The following is a 14,566-nucleotide window of genomic DNA, read 5'->3' on the forward strand; positions in this document are numbered from 1 at the left end:
AGCGGCGTCAGGCGGCCAGAGGGTGCGCGGCGCAGAGAGGACAAGAGACACATGGCGGGACAGAAGATCCGCATCCGGCTCAAGTCGTATGACCACGAGGTCATCGACACGTCGGCCCGGAAGATCGTCGACACGGTGACCCGTGCCGGTGCAACCGTGGTCGGCCCGGTGCCGCTCCCCACCGAGAAGAACGTGATCGCAGTGATCCGTTCCCCTCACAAGTACAAGGACTCGCGCGAGCACTTCGAGAAGCGCACGCACAAGCGGGTCATCGACATCGTCGACCCGACGCCGAAGGCCGTGGACTCGCTCATGCGACTCGACCTGCCGGCCGACGTCAACATCGAGATCAAGCTGTAAGGGGGCTGACCAATGGCGAACTCAACCAAGACCGTCAAGGGCCTCCTCGGCAAGAAGCTCGGGATGACCCAGGTGTGGGACGAGAACAACAAGTTCATCCCCGTCACCGTGATCGAGGTCGGCCCGAACGTGGTCACCCAGATCCGCAACGCTGAGCGCGACGGCTACGAGGCGATCCAGATCGCCGCCGGTGCCATCGACCCGCGCAAGGTCAACAAGCCGGCCGCTGGCCACTTCGAGGCCGCTGGCGTGACCCCGCGTCGCACCCTCACCGAGATCCGTACCAACGACTCCGCTGAGTACACGCTCGGCCAGGAGCTCACCGTGGACAGCACGTTCACGGCGGGCCAGAAGGTCGACGTCGTCGGTACCTCCAAGGGCAAGGGCTTCGCCGGTGTCATGAAGCGCCACGGCTTCCACGGCGTCGGCGCCTCGCACGGTGCGCACCGCAACCACCGCAAGCCCGGCTCGATCGGTGCTTCCTCGACCCCGTCGCGTGTCTTCAAGGGCATGCGCATGGCCGGTCGTATGGGTGGCGACCGCGTGACCGTCCTCAACCTCACGGTGCACGCCGTCGACGCCGAGAAGGGTCTGCTGCTCGTCAAGGGCGCCGTCCCCGGTGCTCGTGGCCGCTCCGTCTTCGTCCGCACCGCCGTGAAGGGTAAGTGATCATGGCCACCACGACCGCAACCACGATCGACGTCCTCGACGCATCGGGTGCCAAGTCCGGCACCGTCGAGCTCCCCGCAGCTCTCTTCGACGTCGAGACCAACGTCCCGCTGATCCACCAGGTCGTCACCGCGCAGCTCGCAGCCGCGCGTCAGGGCACCCACAAGACCAAGAACCGCGGCGAAGTCCGCGGTGCCGGTCGCAAGCCGTTCAAGCAGAAGGGCACCGGCCGCGCCCGTCAGGGTTCCGTCCGTGCTCCGGAGCACACCGGCGGTGGCGTCGTCCACGGACCGACCCCGCGTGACTACTCGCAGCGCACCCCGAAGAAGATGATCGCCGCTGCTCTGCTCGGCTCGCTCTCGGACCGCGCCCGCGGTGGCCGCATCTCCGCTGTGGAGGGCTTCGTCGCGGCTGAACTGCCGTCGACCAAGACCGCCCGCACGCTCCTCGAGAAGGTCGCGCCCGTCAAGAACGTGCTCGTCGTGCTCGAGACGGACGACGAGCTGACGCTCAAGTCGATCCGCAACCTGTCGAACGTCCACGCGCTCTCGTACGGCCAGCTCAACGCCTACGACGTGCTGCGTTCGGACGCCGTCGTCTTCAGCAAGAGCGCCCTCGACGCCTTCATCGCGTCGAAGACCGCGAAGGAGATCACCGCATGAGCGGCTTCAACAAGGACCCGCGCGACGTCGTCATCTCGCCGGTCGTCTCGGAGAAGAGCTACGCGCTCATCGACCAGGGCAAGTACACGTTCATCGTGGACCCCCGCTCGAACAAGACCGAGATCAAGCTCGCCATCGAGAAGATCTTCAACGTCAAGGTCGCGAGCATCAACACGCTGAACCGCCCGGGCAAGACCCGTCGCACCAAGTTCGGTCTCGGCAAGCGCAAGGACACCAAGCGCGCCATCGTGACGCTCAAGTCCGGTTCGATCGACATCTTCACGGCTGTCGGCTGAGGACCAGAGGGATAAATCATGGCTATTCGTAACTACAAGCCGACGACCCCCGGTCGTCGCGGCTCGTCGGTCGCCGACTTCGCTGAGATCACCCGTTCGACTCCGGAGAAGTCACTGCTTCGTCCGCTGCCGAAGACCGGTGGTCGCAACAGCTCCGGCCGTATCACCACGCGTCACATCGGTGGTGGCCACAAGCGCCAGTACCGCGTGATCGACTTCCGTCGCTCCGACAAGGACGGCGTCGACGCCAAGGTCGCTCACATCGAGTACGACCCCAACCGCACTGCGCGCATCGCGCTCCTGCACTACGTGGACGGCACGAAGCGGTACATCATCGCGCCGAACAAGCTGAAGCAGGGCGACGTCGTCGAGCAGGGCCCCGGCGCCGACATCAAGCCCGGCAACAACCTGCCGCTGCGCAACATCCCCGTGGGTACCGTCGTGCACGCCATCGAGCTCCGCCCCGGTGGCGGCGCCAAGATGGCCCGCTCCGCCGGCGCCTCGGTGCGTCTCGTCGCCAAGGACGGCCCCTACGCGCAGCTCCGTCTGCCGTCGGGCGAGGTCCGCAACGTCGACGCACGCTGCCGCGCCACGATCGGCGAGGTCGGCAACGCCGAGCAGTCGAACATCAACTGGGGTAAGGCCGGCCGCATGCGCTGGAAGGGCGTCCGCCCGACCGTTCGTGGTGTCGCCATGAACCCGGTCGACCACCCGCACGGTGGTGGTGAGGGCAAGACGTCCGGTGGTCGTCACCCGGTCAGCCCCTGGGGCCAGTCCGAGGGCCGTACGCGCAAGCCGAACAAGCCGAGCGACAAGCTCATCGTCCGTCGCCGTAACGCCGGCAAGAAGCGCAAGTAGGAGTTCAGAAGATGCCACGCAGTCTGAAGAAGGGCCCCTTCGTCGACGAGCACCTGCTCCGCAAGGTCGTCACGCAGAACGAGGCCAACACCAAGAACGTGATCCGTACGTGGTCGCGTCGGTCGATGATCGTCCCGAACATGCTCGGGCACACGATCGCCGTCCACGACGGCCGCAAGCACATCCCGGTGTTCGTCACCGAGTCGATGGTCGGTCACAAGCTCGGCGAGTTCGCGCCGACCCGCACCTTCCGTGGTCACGTGAAGGACGACAAGAAGGGCCGTCGCCGCTGAGGCGGCGACGCAGAGGAGGAACGAAATGGTGGAGTCGATCGCACGCGTGCGACACATCCGCGTCACGCCTCAGAAGGCCCGTCGCGTCATCGAGCTGATCCGCGGCAAGCAGGCCCACGAGGCCCTCGCCATCCTGAAGTTCGCCCCCCAGGGCGCTTCGGAGCCCGTGTACAAGCTGGTCGCCTCGGCGATCGCGAACGCACGGGTCAAGGCGGACTCGACGAACAGCTTCCTCGACGAGCGCGACCTCTACGTGAGCCGCGTCTTCGTCGACGAGGGCACGACCCTGAAGCGGTTCCAGCCGCGCGCCCAGGGCCGCGCCTTCCGCATCAACAAGCGCACCAGCCACATCACGGTCGTCCTCGCGACGCCGGACGAGGTCGAGGCTGCCGCGACGAGCAAGAAGGCGAGCAACTAATGGGCCAGAAGGTCAACCCGTACGGTTTCCGTCTCGGGATCACGACGGACCACGTCTCGCACTGGTTCACCGACAGCAAGAAGGCCGGTCAGCGCTACGCCGACTACGTGGCCGAGGACATCAAGGTGCGCGAGTACCTGAAGAAGACCCTCGACCGCGCCGGTGTCGCACGCATCGAGCTCGAGCGCACCCGTGACCGTGTCCGCGTGGACATCCACACGGCTCGTCCGGGCATCGTCATCGGCCGCCGCGGCGCCGAGGCGGAGCGCGTTCGCGGTGAGCTCGAGAAGCTCACCAAGAAGCAGATCCAGCTGAACATCCTCGAGGTCAAGAACCCCGAGACCGAGGCCCAGCTCGTCGCGCAGGGCATCGCCGAGCAGCTCTCCGCTCGTGTCGCGTTCCGTCGCGCCATGCGCAAGGGCCTGCAGGGTGCACAGCGCGCCGGCGCCAAGGGTGTCCGCATCCAGGTGTCGGGTCGTCTCGGCGGCGCCGAGATGTCGCGTTCGGAGTTCTACCGCGAAGGCCGTGTGCCGCTGCACACGCTCCGCGCGAACATCGACTACGGCTTCTACGAGGCCCGGACCACGTTCGGCCGCATCGGCGTGAAGGTCTGGATCTACAAGGGCGACATCACGAACAAGGAGCTCGCTCGCGAGCAGGCGAACCAGCGTTCGTCGCGCCCCGAGCGTCGTGGCGGCCCGCGCGGTGAGCGTGGAGACCGTGGCGGCGACCGTCGTGGCGGCGACCGCGGTGACCGTCGCCCGCAGCAGGCCCCGCAGGACGCGCCGGCCGGCGCAGGAGTTGAGGCGTAACCATGCTTATTCCCCGTCGAGTCAAGCACCGCAAGCAGCACCACCCGAAGCGTTCGGGTCAGGCAACCGGTGGTACCAAGGTCAGCTTCGGCGACTACGGCATCCAGGCCCTCACCCCGGCGTACGTGACCAACCGTCAGATCGAGTCCGCTCGTATCGCCATGACGCGTCACATCAAGCGTGGTGGCAAGGTCTGGATCAACATCTACCCGGACCGTCCGCTGACCAAGAAGCCCGCCGAGACCCGCATGGGTTCCGGTAAGGGCTCGCCCGAGTGGTGGGTCGCGAACGTGAAGCCGGGCCGGGTGCTCTTCGAGCTCTCCGGCGTCAGCGAGGAGATCGCCCGCGAGGCGTTGACTCGTGCAATCCACAAGCTGCCCCTCAAGGCACGCATCATCAAGCGCGAGGAGGGCGACGCATAATGGCGATCGGTTCCAAGGAGCTCCGTCCGACGGAGCTCGACACGTTCGAGAACGAGCGTCTCGCTGACGAGCTGAAGAAGGCCAAGGAGGAGCTCTTCAACCTCCGCTTCCAGTCGGCCACCGGCCAGCTGGAGAGCCACGGTCGTCTCCGTGCCGTCAAGCGCGACATCGCCCGCATCTACACCGTCCTCCGCGAGCGCGAGCTCGGCATCCGTGCCACTCCCGCGCCCGTCGAGACCGCCCCCAAGGCCAAGAAGACGACGAAGAAGGCTGACAAGCCGGCCGAGTCGACCGAGGCCGAGACCGCCGAGGAGAAGTAATGGCGAACGAAGAGAAGAACTCCGCCGCCCTCACTCGCGGCTACCGCAAGACGCGTCGCGGCTACGTGACGAGCGACAAGATGGACAAGACCATCGTGGTCGAGGTCGAGGACCGCGTGAAGCACGCGCTCTACGGCAAGATCATCCGTCGTACGTCCAAGGTGAAGGCCCACGACGAGCTCGGCACCGCTGGTGTCGGCGACCTCGTCGTGATCAGCGAGACCCGTCCCCTCAGCGCGTCCAAGCGCTGGCGCCTGGTCGAGATCCTCGAGAAGGCCAAGTAGGCCTCGGCCTGCTTCGGAATAGGAGACAGCAGTGATTCAGCAGGAATCCCGCCTGAAGGTCGCCGACAACACGGGTGCCAAGGAGATCTTGACCATCCGCGTGCTCGGTGGCTCGGGTCGTCGCTACGCCGGCCTCGGTGACGTCATCGTCGCCACGGTGAAGGACGCCATCCCCGGCGGCAACGTGAAGAAGGGTGACGTCGTCAAGGCCGTCATCGTTCGCACCAAGAAGGAGACCCGTCGTCAGGACGGCTCCTACATCAAGTTCGACGAGAACGCGGCAGTGATCCTCAAGGCCGACGGCGACCCGCGCGGTACGCGCATCTTCGGTCCGGTCGGTCGCGAGCTCCGTGACAAGAAGTTCATGAAGATCATCTCGCTCGCGCCGGAGGTGCTGTAAGCCATGGCGAACATCAAGAAGGGTGACCTCGTCCAGGTCATCACGGGCGCGACGCAGGAGCGTGGCGGCGACCGTGGCAAGCAGGGCAAGGTCATCGAGGTCCTCAAGGACAAGAACCGCGTCGTCGTCGAGGGCGTGAACTTCGTCACGAAGCACGTCCGCGTCGGCCAGACGCAGCGTGGTTCGAAGACCGGTGGCATCGAGCAGCACGAAGCCTCGATCCACGTCTCGAACGTCGCGCTCGTCGACCCGAAGACGAAGAAGCCGACGCGTGTCGGTTTCCGCACCGAAGAGGTGGAGAAGGACGGCGTCAAGAAGACCGTCCGTGTCCGCTACGCGAAGAAGTCTGGTGAGAAGCTCTGATGACTGACACGACTGCTGCGCCCGCTGGCAAGATCCAGCCGCGCCTCAAGCAGAAGTACCTGGCCGAGATCAAGACGGCCCTCACCGAGCAGTTCGGTTACGCGAACGTCAACCAGGTCCCCGGCCTGGTCAAGGTCGTCGTGAACACCGGTGTCGGTGAGGCAGCTCGCGACTCGAAGATCATCGAGGGGGCCATCAAGGACCTCACGGCGATCACGGGTCAGAAGCCCCAGGTGAACATCGCCCGCAAGTCCATCGCACAGTTCAAGCTGCGCGAGGGTCAGGCCATCGGCGCGCACGTCACCCTCCGTGGTGACCGCGCGTGGGAGTTCCTCGACCGCCTGGTCACGCTCGCACTGCCCCGCATCCGCGACTTCCGCGGTCTCAGCGACAAGCAGTTCGACGGCAACGGCAACTACACGTTCGGTCTCACGGAGCAGTCCGTGTTCCACGAGATCGACCAGGACCGCATCGACCGTGTCCGCGGCTTCGACATCACTGTCGTGACCACCGCGAAGACGGACGACGAGGGACGCGCGCTGCTCCGGCAGCTCGGGTTCCCGTTCCGCTCCAACGAGCAGACGGTCTAAGCTACTTCGAGCAGTGCGGGCCGGAGGATTCACGTCCTCCGGCCCGCACGCACGAACACACCGATCTCGGGGAACCGCCCCGGGATCACTCGATCGCTCAGGTCGGCATTCGTGGAACGGGTGTCGAAACCAGGCGAGAAATGGACGAACATCATGACGATGACCGATCCGGTCGCAGACATGCTGACCAGATTGCGGAACGCGAACTCCGCGCACCACGACGCAGTCGCGCTCCCGAGCTCCAAGCTCAAGAAGAACATCGCCGACATCCTCAAGCGTGAGGGCTACATCAGCGAGTGGAAGGTGGAGGACGCCCGAGTCGGGCAGACCCTCACCATCGACCTGAAGTACGGCCCCGAGCGCGAGCGTTCGATCGCCGGCATCAAGCGCGTCTCGAAGCCGGGCCTCCGGGTCTACGCGAAGTCGACGGAGATCCCCCAGGTCCTCGGTGGCCTCGGTGTGGCGATCCTCTCGACCTCCTCCGGCCTCCTGACCGACCGCGAAGCCGAGCAGAAGGGCGTGGGTGGGGAAGTCCTCGCCTACGTGTGGTGATCGACAATGTCACGAATCGGACGTCTCCCCATCGACATCCCCGCCGGCGTCACCGTCTCCGTTGACGGTCAGAACGTGGCGGTCAAGGGCCCGAAGGGCGAGCTCGCGCTCGTCATCGCGGAGCCCATCCAGGCCAAGGTCGAGGAGAACCAGGTCCTCGTCACCCGTCCGGACGACGAGCGCGAGTCGCGTTCGCTCCACGGACTGACCCGGACCCTCATCGCCAACAACATCATCGGCGTGACCCAGGGCTACACCAAGGGCCTCGAGGTCGTCGGCACCGGTTACCGTGTCGCGGCCAAGGGCTCGAACCTCGAGTTCGCGCTCGGGTACTCCCACTCGATCACGGTCGAGCCGCCGGCGGGCATCAGCTTCGCGGTGGAGGGCAACAACAAGGTCACCGTCGCCGGTATCGACAAGCAGGCTGTCGGCGAGGTCGCCGCGAACATCCGGAAGCTCCGGAAGCCCGAGCCCTACAAGGGCAAGGGTGTCCGTTACGCCGGCGAGAACGTGCGCCGCAAGGCCGGAAAGTCAGGTAAGTGATCATGGGACTCCTCAAGACACGAGGCAAGAGCAAGGCGGCCGCCAAGGCGCGTCGTCACAACCGTCTCCGCAAGAAGATCACCGGCACCGAGGCTCGTCCCCGTCTCGCCGTCACCCGCTCGTCGCGTCACGTGTTCGTGCAGGTCATCGACGACGCGAAGGGTCACACCCTCGCCAGCGCCTCGACGATGGAGGCAGACCTCCGCTCGTTCGACGGCGACAAGACCGCCAAGGCCCGTCGCGTCGGTGAGCTCCTCGCCGAGCGCGCGAAGTCGGCTGGCGTCGAGGCCGTGGTCTTCGACCGCGGTGGCAGCAAGTACGCCGGTCGCGTCGCCGCGATCGCCGATGGTGCCCGTGAAGGAGGGCTGAACCTGTGAGCGACAACGCGAACACCAACGAAGACGCCAAGACCGAGGCCGTCGAGGCCACGGAGACCGAGGCAGTCGAGACCACGGAGGCCACCGAGGCGAGCACGGAGGCCACGGCCACCGATGCGACCGCCGAGGCACCTGCCGAGGGCGCCAAGACCGGCAAGGAGGCGGAGGCACCTGCCGTCGCCGAGCGTCCGGTCGAGACCGCCGCGGGTTCCGCGTCCAACAACCGCGACTCCGCTGACAACCGTGGCCGTCGTGGTGGCGGTCGTGACCGTCAGCAGGGCCGTGACCGCAACAACCGCGGTGGCGACAGCCAGTTCCTCGAGCGCGTGGTGACCATCAACCGCGTGTCGAAGGTCGTCAAGGGTGGTCGTCGCTTCAGCTTCACGGCGCTCGTCGTCGTCGGCGACGGCAACGGCCTCGTGGGCGTCGGCTACGGCAAGGCCAAGGAGGTCCCCACGGCGATCTCCAAGGGCGTCGAAGAGGCGAAGAAGAACTTCTTCCGCGTCCCCCGCGTCGGCAACACGATCCCGCACCCGGTGCAGGGTGAAGCCGCCGCTGGCGTCGTCCTCCTGCGTCCGGCAGGCCCCGGTACCGGTGTCATCGCCGGTGGTCCGGTCCGCGCCGTGCTCGAGTGCGCCGGCATCCACGACGTGCTGAGCAAGTCGCTCGGCTCGTCGAACACCATCAACATCGTGCACGCGACCGTCGAGGCTCTGAAGCAGCTCGAGGAGCCCCGCGCCGTCGCGAGCCGTCGTGGCCTCGACGTCGAGCGGGTCGTCCCGGCCCGTCTGCTCCAGGCCGAGGCCGCAGCCCTGCGTGCCGCGACCGAGAAGGCAGGTGCGTGATGGCGATGCTGAAGATCACGCAGATCAAGTCCGTTATCAGCGAGAAGCAGTACCAGCGCGACACCCTGCGCAGCCTGGGCCTCAAGCGCATCGGCCGTTCGGTCGAGCGTGAGGACAACTCCCAGAACCGCGGGTACATCGCGACGGTGGCGCACCTCGTGAAGGTCGAGGAGGTCGACGCATGAGCGACGAGAAGAACGAGCGCGTGCAGGTGCTGAAGCTGCACCACCTCCGTCCCGCAGAGGGCGCCAAGAAGGACCGCACCCGTGTGGGTCGCGGTGAGGGCTCGAAGGGCAAGACCGCTGGGCGTGGTACCAAGGGCACGAAGGCCCGTTACCAGGTCCGGGTCGGCTTCGAGGGTGGGCAGATGCCGCTGCACATGCGCACCCCGAAGCTCCGCGGGTTCAAGAACCCGTTCCGGGTCGAGTACCAGGTCGTGAACCTGGACAAGATCTCGGAGCTCTACCCCGATGGTGGCGACGTCACCGTTGCGGGCCTGGTCGCCAAGGGCGCCGTCCGCAAGAACGAGAAGGTCAAGGTTCTCGGTCAGGGTGACATCACCGTGAAGATCACGGTCGCGGTCGACAAGGTCTCGGCGTCCGCCGCCGAGAAGATCGTGGCTGCTGGCGGCACCGTCTCCCAGTAACCCCCGTCGGCGGCCCGTGCGTTTGCGCACGGGCCGCCGTTACGGTTTCCTTGACAGTGGCCGGCATCCGCCAGCCGGGTCGGCCCTGCCGACCGAAACCGGTCCGGCCGCGATCGACGGCCCCGGTCCCACAAGTTCGGAGTCATCGTGTTCAGAGCGGTCGCGCGCATCATGCGCACCCCTGATCTTCGCAAGAAGATCGGCTTCACCCTCGCGATCATCGCGCTGTTCCGTCTCGGGTCGTACATCCCGGCACCGTTCGTCGACTACACCGCTGTGCAGAGCTGTCTCGCCAGCGCGTCGTCCTCCGGCGGCCTCTACGACCTGATCAACCTCTTCTCCGGCGGCGCGCTGCTGAAGCTCTCGGTCTTCGCGCTCGGCATCATGCCGTACATCACGTCGTCGATCATCGTGCAGCTGCTGCGCGTGGTCATCCCGCACTTCGACACCCTCTACAAGGAGGGCCAGTCGGGCCAGGCGAAGCTGACGCAGTACACGCGGTACCTCACGATCGCGCTGGGCGTCCTGCAGTCCACGACCCTGATCACGGTCGCTCGTTCCGGCGCCCTGTTCGGCACCAACGCCTCCGCCTCCTGCACGTCGATCATCTCGAACGACAGCTGGTACGCCATCATGCTGATGGTCGTCACGCTGACCGCCGGCACCGGCATCATCATGTGGATGGGCGAGCTCGTCACCGAGCGCGGCATCGGCAACGGCATGTCGCTCCTGATCTTCACGTCGATCGCGGCGCAGTTCCCGTCGGCGCTCTGGGCGATCGAGCAGTCGCAGTCCTTCGAACTCTTCCTGTTCGTGATCCTCGTCGGACTCGTGATCATGATGGCCGTCGTGTTCGTGGAGCAGTCACAGCGCCGGATCCCCGTGCAGTACGCCAAGCGCATGGTCGGGCGGCGGACGTACGGCGGCAACAACACGTACATCCCGATCAAGGTGAACATGGCCGGCGTCGTGCCCGTCATCTTCGCCTCGTCGCTGCTGTACCTGCCGGCCCTGGTCGCGCAGTTCAACCAGCCCTCCGACGGCTCCGAGCCGGCCGCGTGGGTGACGTGGGTCCAGAACAACCTGACCTCGGGTGACAACTGGTTCTACATGGTCCTGTACTTCCTGCTCATCGTCGGGTTCACGTACTTCTACGTGGCGATCACCTTCAACCCCGAAGAGGTCGCCGACAACATGAAGAAGTACGGCGGGTTCATCCCCGGCATCCGTGCCGGGCGTCCGACCGCCGAGTACCTCGACTACGTCCTCACCCGGGTGACGCTGCCCGGCTCGCTCTACCTCGGTCTCATCGCGCTCATCCCGCTGGCAGCACTGGCGCTGTTCGGCGCGAACCAGAACTTCCCGTTCGGTGGCGCGAGCATCCTCATCATCGTGGGTGTCGGTCTCGAGACCGTGAAGCAGATCGACTCCCAGCTGCAGCAGCGTCACTACGAAGGGCTTCTCCGTTGAGCGCACGTCTCATCATCGTCGGACCTCCCGGAGCCGGGAAGGGCACCCAGGCCGGCCGCATCGCCGAGTCCTTCGGGATCCCCGCCATCTCGACCGGGGACATCTTCCGCAAGAACGTGGCAGAGGGCACGCCCCTCGGCGTCCAGGCGAAGGCGATCATGGACGCCGGCGACTACGTGCCGGACTCGCTCACGAACGAGCTCGTCAAGTCCCGTCTGCAGGAGCCGGACGCCGAGAACGGGTTCCTGCTCGACGGCTACCCCCGGACTGTCGGCCAGGTCGAGTACCTCGACGCACTGCTCGCTGAGCAGGGCACCGGGATCGACGCCGTCGTGCAGCTCGTCGCGGACCAGGACGAGCTCGTCGGTCGCCTGCTGAAGCGTGCTGAGGACCAGGGCCGCAGCGACGACAACGAGGAGACGATCCGTCGTCGTCAGCAGGTCTACGCCGAGCAGACGGCGCCCATCGTGGCGGCGTACGGCGAGCGTGGCCTGGTGGTCGACGTCGACGGCCTCGGCGGCATCGACGAGGTCGGCGACCGGATCCAGACCGCACTGTCGGGTCGCGGGCTCGCCGCGGCCGTCTGACCAGCGTGGTGCGGTTCCGGAAGCCCTCGATCTACAAGACCCCGGACGAGCTCCGGGCGATGGTCCGCCCGGGGCTGCTGACGGCTGAGGCGCTGGACGCCGTCCGTGCAGCGATCCGTCCCGGCGTCACCACCGGTGCGCTCGACGTGATCGCGGAGCGCACGATCCGCGACGGCGGCGGCATCCCGAACTTCCAGCTCGTCCCCGGCTACCGCCACACCTTGTGCGTCTCGGTGAACGACGAGATCGTGCACGGGATCCCCGGCGACCGCGTGCTCGCGCCCGGTGACATCGTGTCGGTCGACGCCGGTGCCGAGGTCGACGGTTGGAACGGCGACAGCGCCTTCACGACCGTCGTCCCCGGTGGCGACGAGACGGTCACGGTGGCTCGGCAGGCGCTCTGCGACACGACGGAGCGGTCGCTCTGGCACGGCATCGCAGCACTGGCCAGCGCCAAGAACCTGCACGAGGTCGGCTCGGCGGTCGAGGACGCGATCGACGAGACCGGTTCGTGGGGCATCGTCGAGGACTACACCGGCCACGGCATCGGCCGGTCGATGCACGAGGAACCACCCGTCTTCAACTACCGCGTCCGTGGCGCCGGTCCGGCCGTCAAGCCCGGCCTGGTGGTCGCCATCGAGCCCATGGTCACGGCCGGGTCGATCGACAGCTCGACGGACGACGACGACTGGACGGTCCGCACGCTGGACGGCAAGGACGCCGCCCACTGGGAGCACAGCGTCGCGGTGCACGCGTCCGGCATCTGGGTGCTCACCGCCGCCGACGGCGGCGCACGGGGCCTGGCCCCGCTGGGCGTGACGCCCGTCCCGATCCCGTAGGGCGGGCCTCCAGGGCTGGGCCTGACGGCCTGACGGCCTGACGACCTGGAGGCGCGGCCCGGGTCCGCCCCGCCGGGTCCCCGTGTGTGCGGCGCGCGCTCAGGGCGCGTCAGGCGGACCGTGCGGGTGGGCGACCGACGGCGGCGGCCGTCAGTTGCCGACGGAGCAGGTCTGCTCCGAGGCACTCTGCCCGGTGATCGACGAGGGCAGCGGTGTCGCCGACGCGGCAGGCGTCCGGGTGGCCGTTGCGCTCGACGAGGGTGCGGGGGTGCCGGCAGGCGACGAACCGCCAGTCGACGTTCCCGACGATCCCGACGACCCCGACGACCCGGTCGTGCCCGACGATCCGCCGCTCGACGTCGACTCCTCGGACGCCCGGCCGGTGCTCGAGTCGCTCAGCGAGGACCGGACGTCGTTCTGCAGCGCCACGTTGAGCGTGTGCGCGGTCTCCTGGTCGACGACCACGCGCGCGTTGTCGGCGGGGTCGTCGACGACGGGGTACTGCACGAAGAGCATGTTGGCCGTGCTCATCCCACGCAGGGCGGCGGCGAGCTTGACCAGTGTCCCGGTCTGCGCCAGCCCGTCGGAGAGCGTCATGTTGGACAGCGCGGCGCCGGCCAGCTTGTAGAGCGTGATGGGGTTCGAGAGGGTGCCGTCCGAGGTGACCTTGCGGAGCAGCGCCGAGAGGAACACCTGCTGCGAGCTGATCCGGGCCAGGTCGCTGCCGTCACCGACACCGTGGCGGCTGCGCAGGAAGGCCAGGGCGTCCGTGCCCTGGAGCGAGTGCGAGCCCTTCGTCAGGTGCAGGCCGGTGAACGTGTCGTCGATCGGCTGGGCGACGCAGACGTCGACGCCGCCCAGGGCGTTCGACATCTCGATGACACCGTCGAAGGTGATCAGGCCGGCGTAGGGGATGCTCAGGCCGGTCAGGTTCTCGACCGTGTCCACGACGCAGGAGACACCACCGTTGCCGAGTGCGGTGTTGAACATCGCCGACGTCGCGGCGGGGTAGGTCGTGCCGGTCGCGGGGTTCGTGCACGCCGGGATCGGGACCATCAGGTCACGGGGGAAGCTGACCGCGGTGAGCTGCTGGTGGTCGGCTGAGATGTGGATGAGCATCGTGACGTCGTTGCGAGCGCCCTCGACGTCCTCGTCGGAGTCGAACTGGCCGACACGGGTGTCGCTGCCGATGAGCAGGATGTTCGCCCCGCCCTTGATCGCCGAGATGTCGGCGGTCTTCGCGGTGCTCTGGTCGTCGGTGCTGAGCGCGACGGTCCGGGGAGCGGACGACAGCTGTGCGCCGGCGATCGCGGCGACGCTCGTGCCGCTGACGAGCAGGACGGCGACGGCGGACGCCACGACGGTGACGAGCGTGCCCCAACCCCGGCGACGGGCCTGCTTGCCGTGACTGGCGAAGGGGCGTCGTGTGGCGTCGGGCACGTGTTCTCCGTTCGGTGGTCCGTCGCGTTGGCTGCTGGCGCGGCGGACGTGGCTGCGGAGCAAAACTACGGTTCGCACGCATGAGCGCGCCCGGAGCGCGCCGTCAAACCACTGTGGAACGCTCAGACACTGCTCCGGAAGCCCCAGACGTGGGGTGTTCCGCGCCCCCACTTGGCAATTGCGGGTTTACCACATAAGATCGATCTTTGGTGTGTCATGCCCTCTCGGGTGTGGCGACCGACCCGCAGACCGGTTCGGGGATCACACCTGTTCCACAACCAAGCGACAGTGAGGCTATGGCCAAGAAAGACGGCGTCATCGAGATCGAAGGCTCGGTGCTCGAAGCTCTGCCCAACGCGATGTTCCGCGTTGAGCTGACGAACGGACACAAGGTCCTCGCGCACATCTCCGGGAAGATGCGCCAGCACTACATCCGCATCCTCCCCGAGGACCGCGTGATCGTGGAGCTGAGCCCGTACGACCTGACCCGCGGCCGGATCGTCTACCGCTACAAGTGATC

At 67.0% G+C, this 14,566-nt stretch carries 25 protein-coding genes; 24 read left to right on the plus strand and 1 reads right to left on the minus strand.

Translation table 11 applies throughout. From position 1 onward, the window contains the following. Positions 1–51 precede the first annotated feature (51 nt). The 23 genes from rpsJ (at position 52) to map (ending at position 12,606) form a co-directional block, all read left to right on the plus strand. Positions 52–360 (plus strand): 30S ribosomal protein S10, encoded by a 309-nt coding sequence (gene rpsJ / locus ITJ50_RS04365; RefSeq protein ID WP_017885534.1) that lies wholly within the window; start codon positions 52–54, stop codon positions 358–360. Positions 361–372: 12 nt separating this feature from the next. Then, positions 373–1,029, plus strand: coding sequence for a 50S ribosomal protein L3 (gene rplC / locus ITJ50_RS04370; RefSeq protein WP_017885533.1), 657 nt, complete (start codon positions 373–375; stop codon positions 1,027–1,029). 2 nt (positions 1,030–1,031) lie between these two features. Further along, on the plus strand, positions 1,032–1,691 hold the full coding sequence (rplD, locus tag ITJ50_RS04375; RefSeq protein WP_027466730.1) for a 50S ribosomal protein L4: 660 nt from the start codon (positions 1,032–1,034) through the stop codon (positions 1,689–1,691). After that, positions 1,688–1,987, plus strand: a complete 300-nt coding sequence (gene rplW, locus ITJ50_RS04380) for a 50S ribosomal protein L23 (RefSeq protein WP_017885531.1) — start codon at positions 1,688–1,690, stop codon at positions 1,985–1,987. Before rplD ends, rplW begins: the two co-directional genes overlap by 4 nt. An 18-nt stretch (positions 1,988–2,005) precedes the next feature. Beyond that, on the plus strand, positions 2,006–2,845 hold the full coding sequence (gene rplB / locus ITJ50_RS04385) for a 50S ribosomal protein L2 (RefSeq protein WP_017885530.1): 840 nt from the start codon (positions 2,006–2,008) through the stop codon (positions 2,843–2,845). An 11-nt stretch (positions 2,846–2,856) separates the two neighbouring features. Beyond that, a complete protein-coding gene (rpsS, locus tag ITJ50_RS04390; protein WP_017885529.1) occupies positions 2,857–3,138 on the plus strand; it encodes a 30S ribosomal protein S19 in 282 nt (93 codons plus the stop codon). A gap of 25 nt (positions 3,139–3,163) precedes the next feature. Further along, on the plus strand, positions 3,164–3,556 hold the full coding sequence (gene rplV, locus ITJ50_RS04395) for a 50S ribosomal protein L22 (protein ID WP_017885528.1): 393 nt from the start codon (positions 3,164–3,166) through the stop codon (positions 3,554–3,556). Further along, on the plus strand, positions 3,556–4,368 hold the full coding sequence (gene rpsC, locus ITJ50_RS04400) for a 30S ribosomal protein S3 (protein ID WP_017885527.1): 813 nt from the start codon (positions 3,556–3,558) through the stop codon (positions 4,366–4,368). The genes rplV and rpsC overlap by 1 nt, the downstream gene beginning before the upstream one ends. Before the next feature lie 2 nt (positions 4,369–4,370). Next, the gene (gene rplP / locus ITJ50_RS04405; RefSeq protein ID WP_017885526.1) at positions 4,371–4,790 is read left to right on the plus strand and encodes a 50S ribosomal protein L16; all 420 of its coding nucleotides are present in this window, start codon (positions 4,371–4,373) and stop codon (positions 4,788–4,790) included. Continuing rightward, entirely contained in the window at positions 4,790–5,110 is a 321-nt protein-coding gene (gene rpmC, locus ITJ50_RS04410; protein WP_017885525.1) for a 50S ribosomal protein L29, read from the plus strand. Before rplP ends, rpmC begins: the two co-directional genes overlap by 1 nt. Then, positions 5,110–5,394, plus strand: a complete 285-nt coding sequence (gene rpsQ / locus ITJ50_RS04415) for a 30S ribosomal protein S17 (RefSeq protein ID WP_017885524.1) — start codon at positions 5,110–5,112, stop codon at positions 5,392–5,394. The genes rpmC and rpsQ overlap by 1 nt, the downstream gene beginning before the upstream one ends. 31 nt (positions 5,395–5,425) lie before the next feature. Next, the gene (gene rplN / locus ITJ50_RS04420; RefSeq protein ID WP_017885523.1) at positions 5,426–5,794 is read left to right on the plus strand and encodes a 50S ribosomal protein L14; all 369 of its coding nucleotides are present in this window, start codon (positions 5,426–5,428) and stop codon (positions 5,792–5,794) included. Positions 5,795–5,797: 3 nt separating this feature from the next. Beyond that, positions 5,798–6,157 (plus strand): 50S ribosomal protein L24, encoded by a 360-nt coding sequence (rplX, locus tag ITJ50_RS04425; protein WP_017885522.1) that lies wholly within the window; start codon positions 5,798–5,800, stop codon positions 6,155–6,157. After that, a complete protein-coding gene (gene rplE, locus ITJ50_RS04430; RefSeq protein WP_042537502.1) occupies positions 6,157–6,747 on the plus strand; it encodes a 50S ribosomal protein L5 in 591 nt (196 codons plus the stop codon). Before rplX ends, rplE begins: the two co-directional genes overlap by 1 nt. 153 nt (positions 6,748–6,900) lie before the next feature. Next, entirely contained in the window at positions 6,901–7,299 is a 399-nt protein-coding gene (gene rpsH, locus ITJ50_RS04435; protein ID WP_017885519.1) for a 30S ribosomal protein S8, read from the plus strand. A gap of 6 nt (positions 7,300–7,305) precedes the next feature. Then, positions 7,306–7,842, plus strand: a complete 537-nt coding sequence (gene rplF / locus ITJ50_RS04440) for a 50S ribosomal protein L6 (RefSeq protein WP_017885518.1) — start codon at positions 7,306–7,308, stop codon at positions 7,840–7,842. Between the two features lie 2 nt (positions 7,843–7,844). Then, positions 7,845–8,219, plus strand: a complete 375-nt coding sequence (gene rplR, locus ITJ50_RS04445; RefSeq protein ID WP_031259041.1) for a 50S ribosomal protein L18 — start codon at positions 7,845–7,847, stop codon at positions 8,217–8,219. Beyond that, on the plus strand, positions 8,216–9,064 hold the full coding sequence (gene rpsE / locus ITJ50_RS04450; RefSeq protein ID WP_017885516.1) for a 30S ribosomal protein S5: 849 nt from the start codon (positions 8,216–8,218) through the stop codon (positions 9,062–9,064). The genes rplR and rpsE overlap by 4 nt, the downstream gene beginning before the upstream one ends. Beyond that, positions 9,064–9,249 (plus strand): 50S ribosomal protein L30, encoded by a 186-nt coding sequence (gene rpmD / locus ITJ50_RS04455; protein ID WP_017885515.1) that lies wholly within the window; start codon positions 9,064–9,066, stop codon positions 9,247–9,249. Before rpsE ends, rpmD begins: the two co-directional genes overlap by 1 nt. Then, positions 9,246–9,710, plus strand: coding sequence for a 50S ribosomal protein L15 (rplO, locus tag ITJ50_RS04460; RefSeq protein ID WP_017885514.1), 465 nt, complete (start codon positions 9,246–9,248; stop codon positions 9,708–9,710). The genes rpmD and rplO overlap by 4 nt, the downstream gene beginning before the upstream one ends. A gap of 147 nt (positions 9,711–9,857) precedes the next feature. Beyond that, positions 9,858–11,180: a preprotein translocase subunit SecY gene (gene secY / locus ITJ50_RS04465; protein ID WP_017885513.1), complete on the plus strand. Its 1,323-nt coding sequence runs from the start codon at positions 9,858–9,860 to the stop codon at positions 11,178–11,180. Then, the gene (locus ITJ50_RS04470; protein WP_017885512.1) at positions 11,177–11,767 is read left to right on the plus strand and encodes an adenylate kinase; all 591 of its coding nucleotides are present in this window, start codon (positions 11,177–11,179) and stop codon (positions 11,765–11,767) included. Before secY ends, ITJ50_RS04470 begins: the two co-directional genes overlap by 4 nt. Before the next feature lie 59 nt (positions 11,768–11,826). After that, the gene (gene map / locus ITJ50_RS04475; RefSeq protein ID WP_042537634.1) at positions 11,827–12,606 is read left to right on the plus strand and encodes a type I methionyl aminopeptidase; all 780 of its coding nucleotides are present in this window, start codon (positions 11,827–11,829) and stop codon (positions 12,604–12,606) included. Between the two features lie 150 nt (positions 12,607–12,756). Here map and ITJ50_RS04480 read toward each other — a convergent pair whose 3' ends face one another. Further along, positions 12,757–14,046: an LCP family protein gene (locus tag ITJ50_RS04480; protein WP_042537499.1), complete on the minus strand. Its 1,290-nt coding sequence runs from the start codon at positions 14,044–14,046 to the stop codon at positions 12,757–12,759. A gap of 296 nt (positions 14,047–14,342) precedes the next feature. Between ITJ50_RS04480 and infA the strand changes: the two genes are divergently transcribed. Continuing rightward, complete coding sequence (infA, locus tag ITJ50_RS04485; protein WP_017885509.1) at positions 14,343–14,564, plus strand: translation initiation factor IF-1; 222 nt, start codon at positions 14,343–14,345, stop codon at positions 14,562–14,564. Positions 14,565–14,566 lie beyond the last annotated feature (2 nt).

It is taken from the genome of Curtobacterium sp. VKM Ac-2889 (assembly GCF_015350855.1).
Lineage (GTDB): Bacteria > Actinomycetota > Actinomycetes > Actinomycetales > Microbacteriaceae > Curtobacterium > Curtobacterium poinsettiae.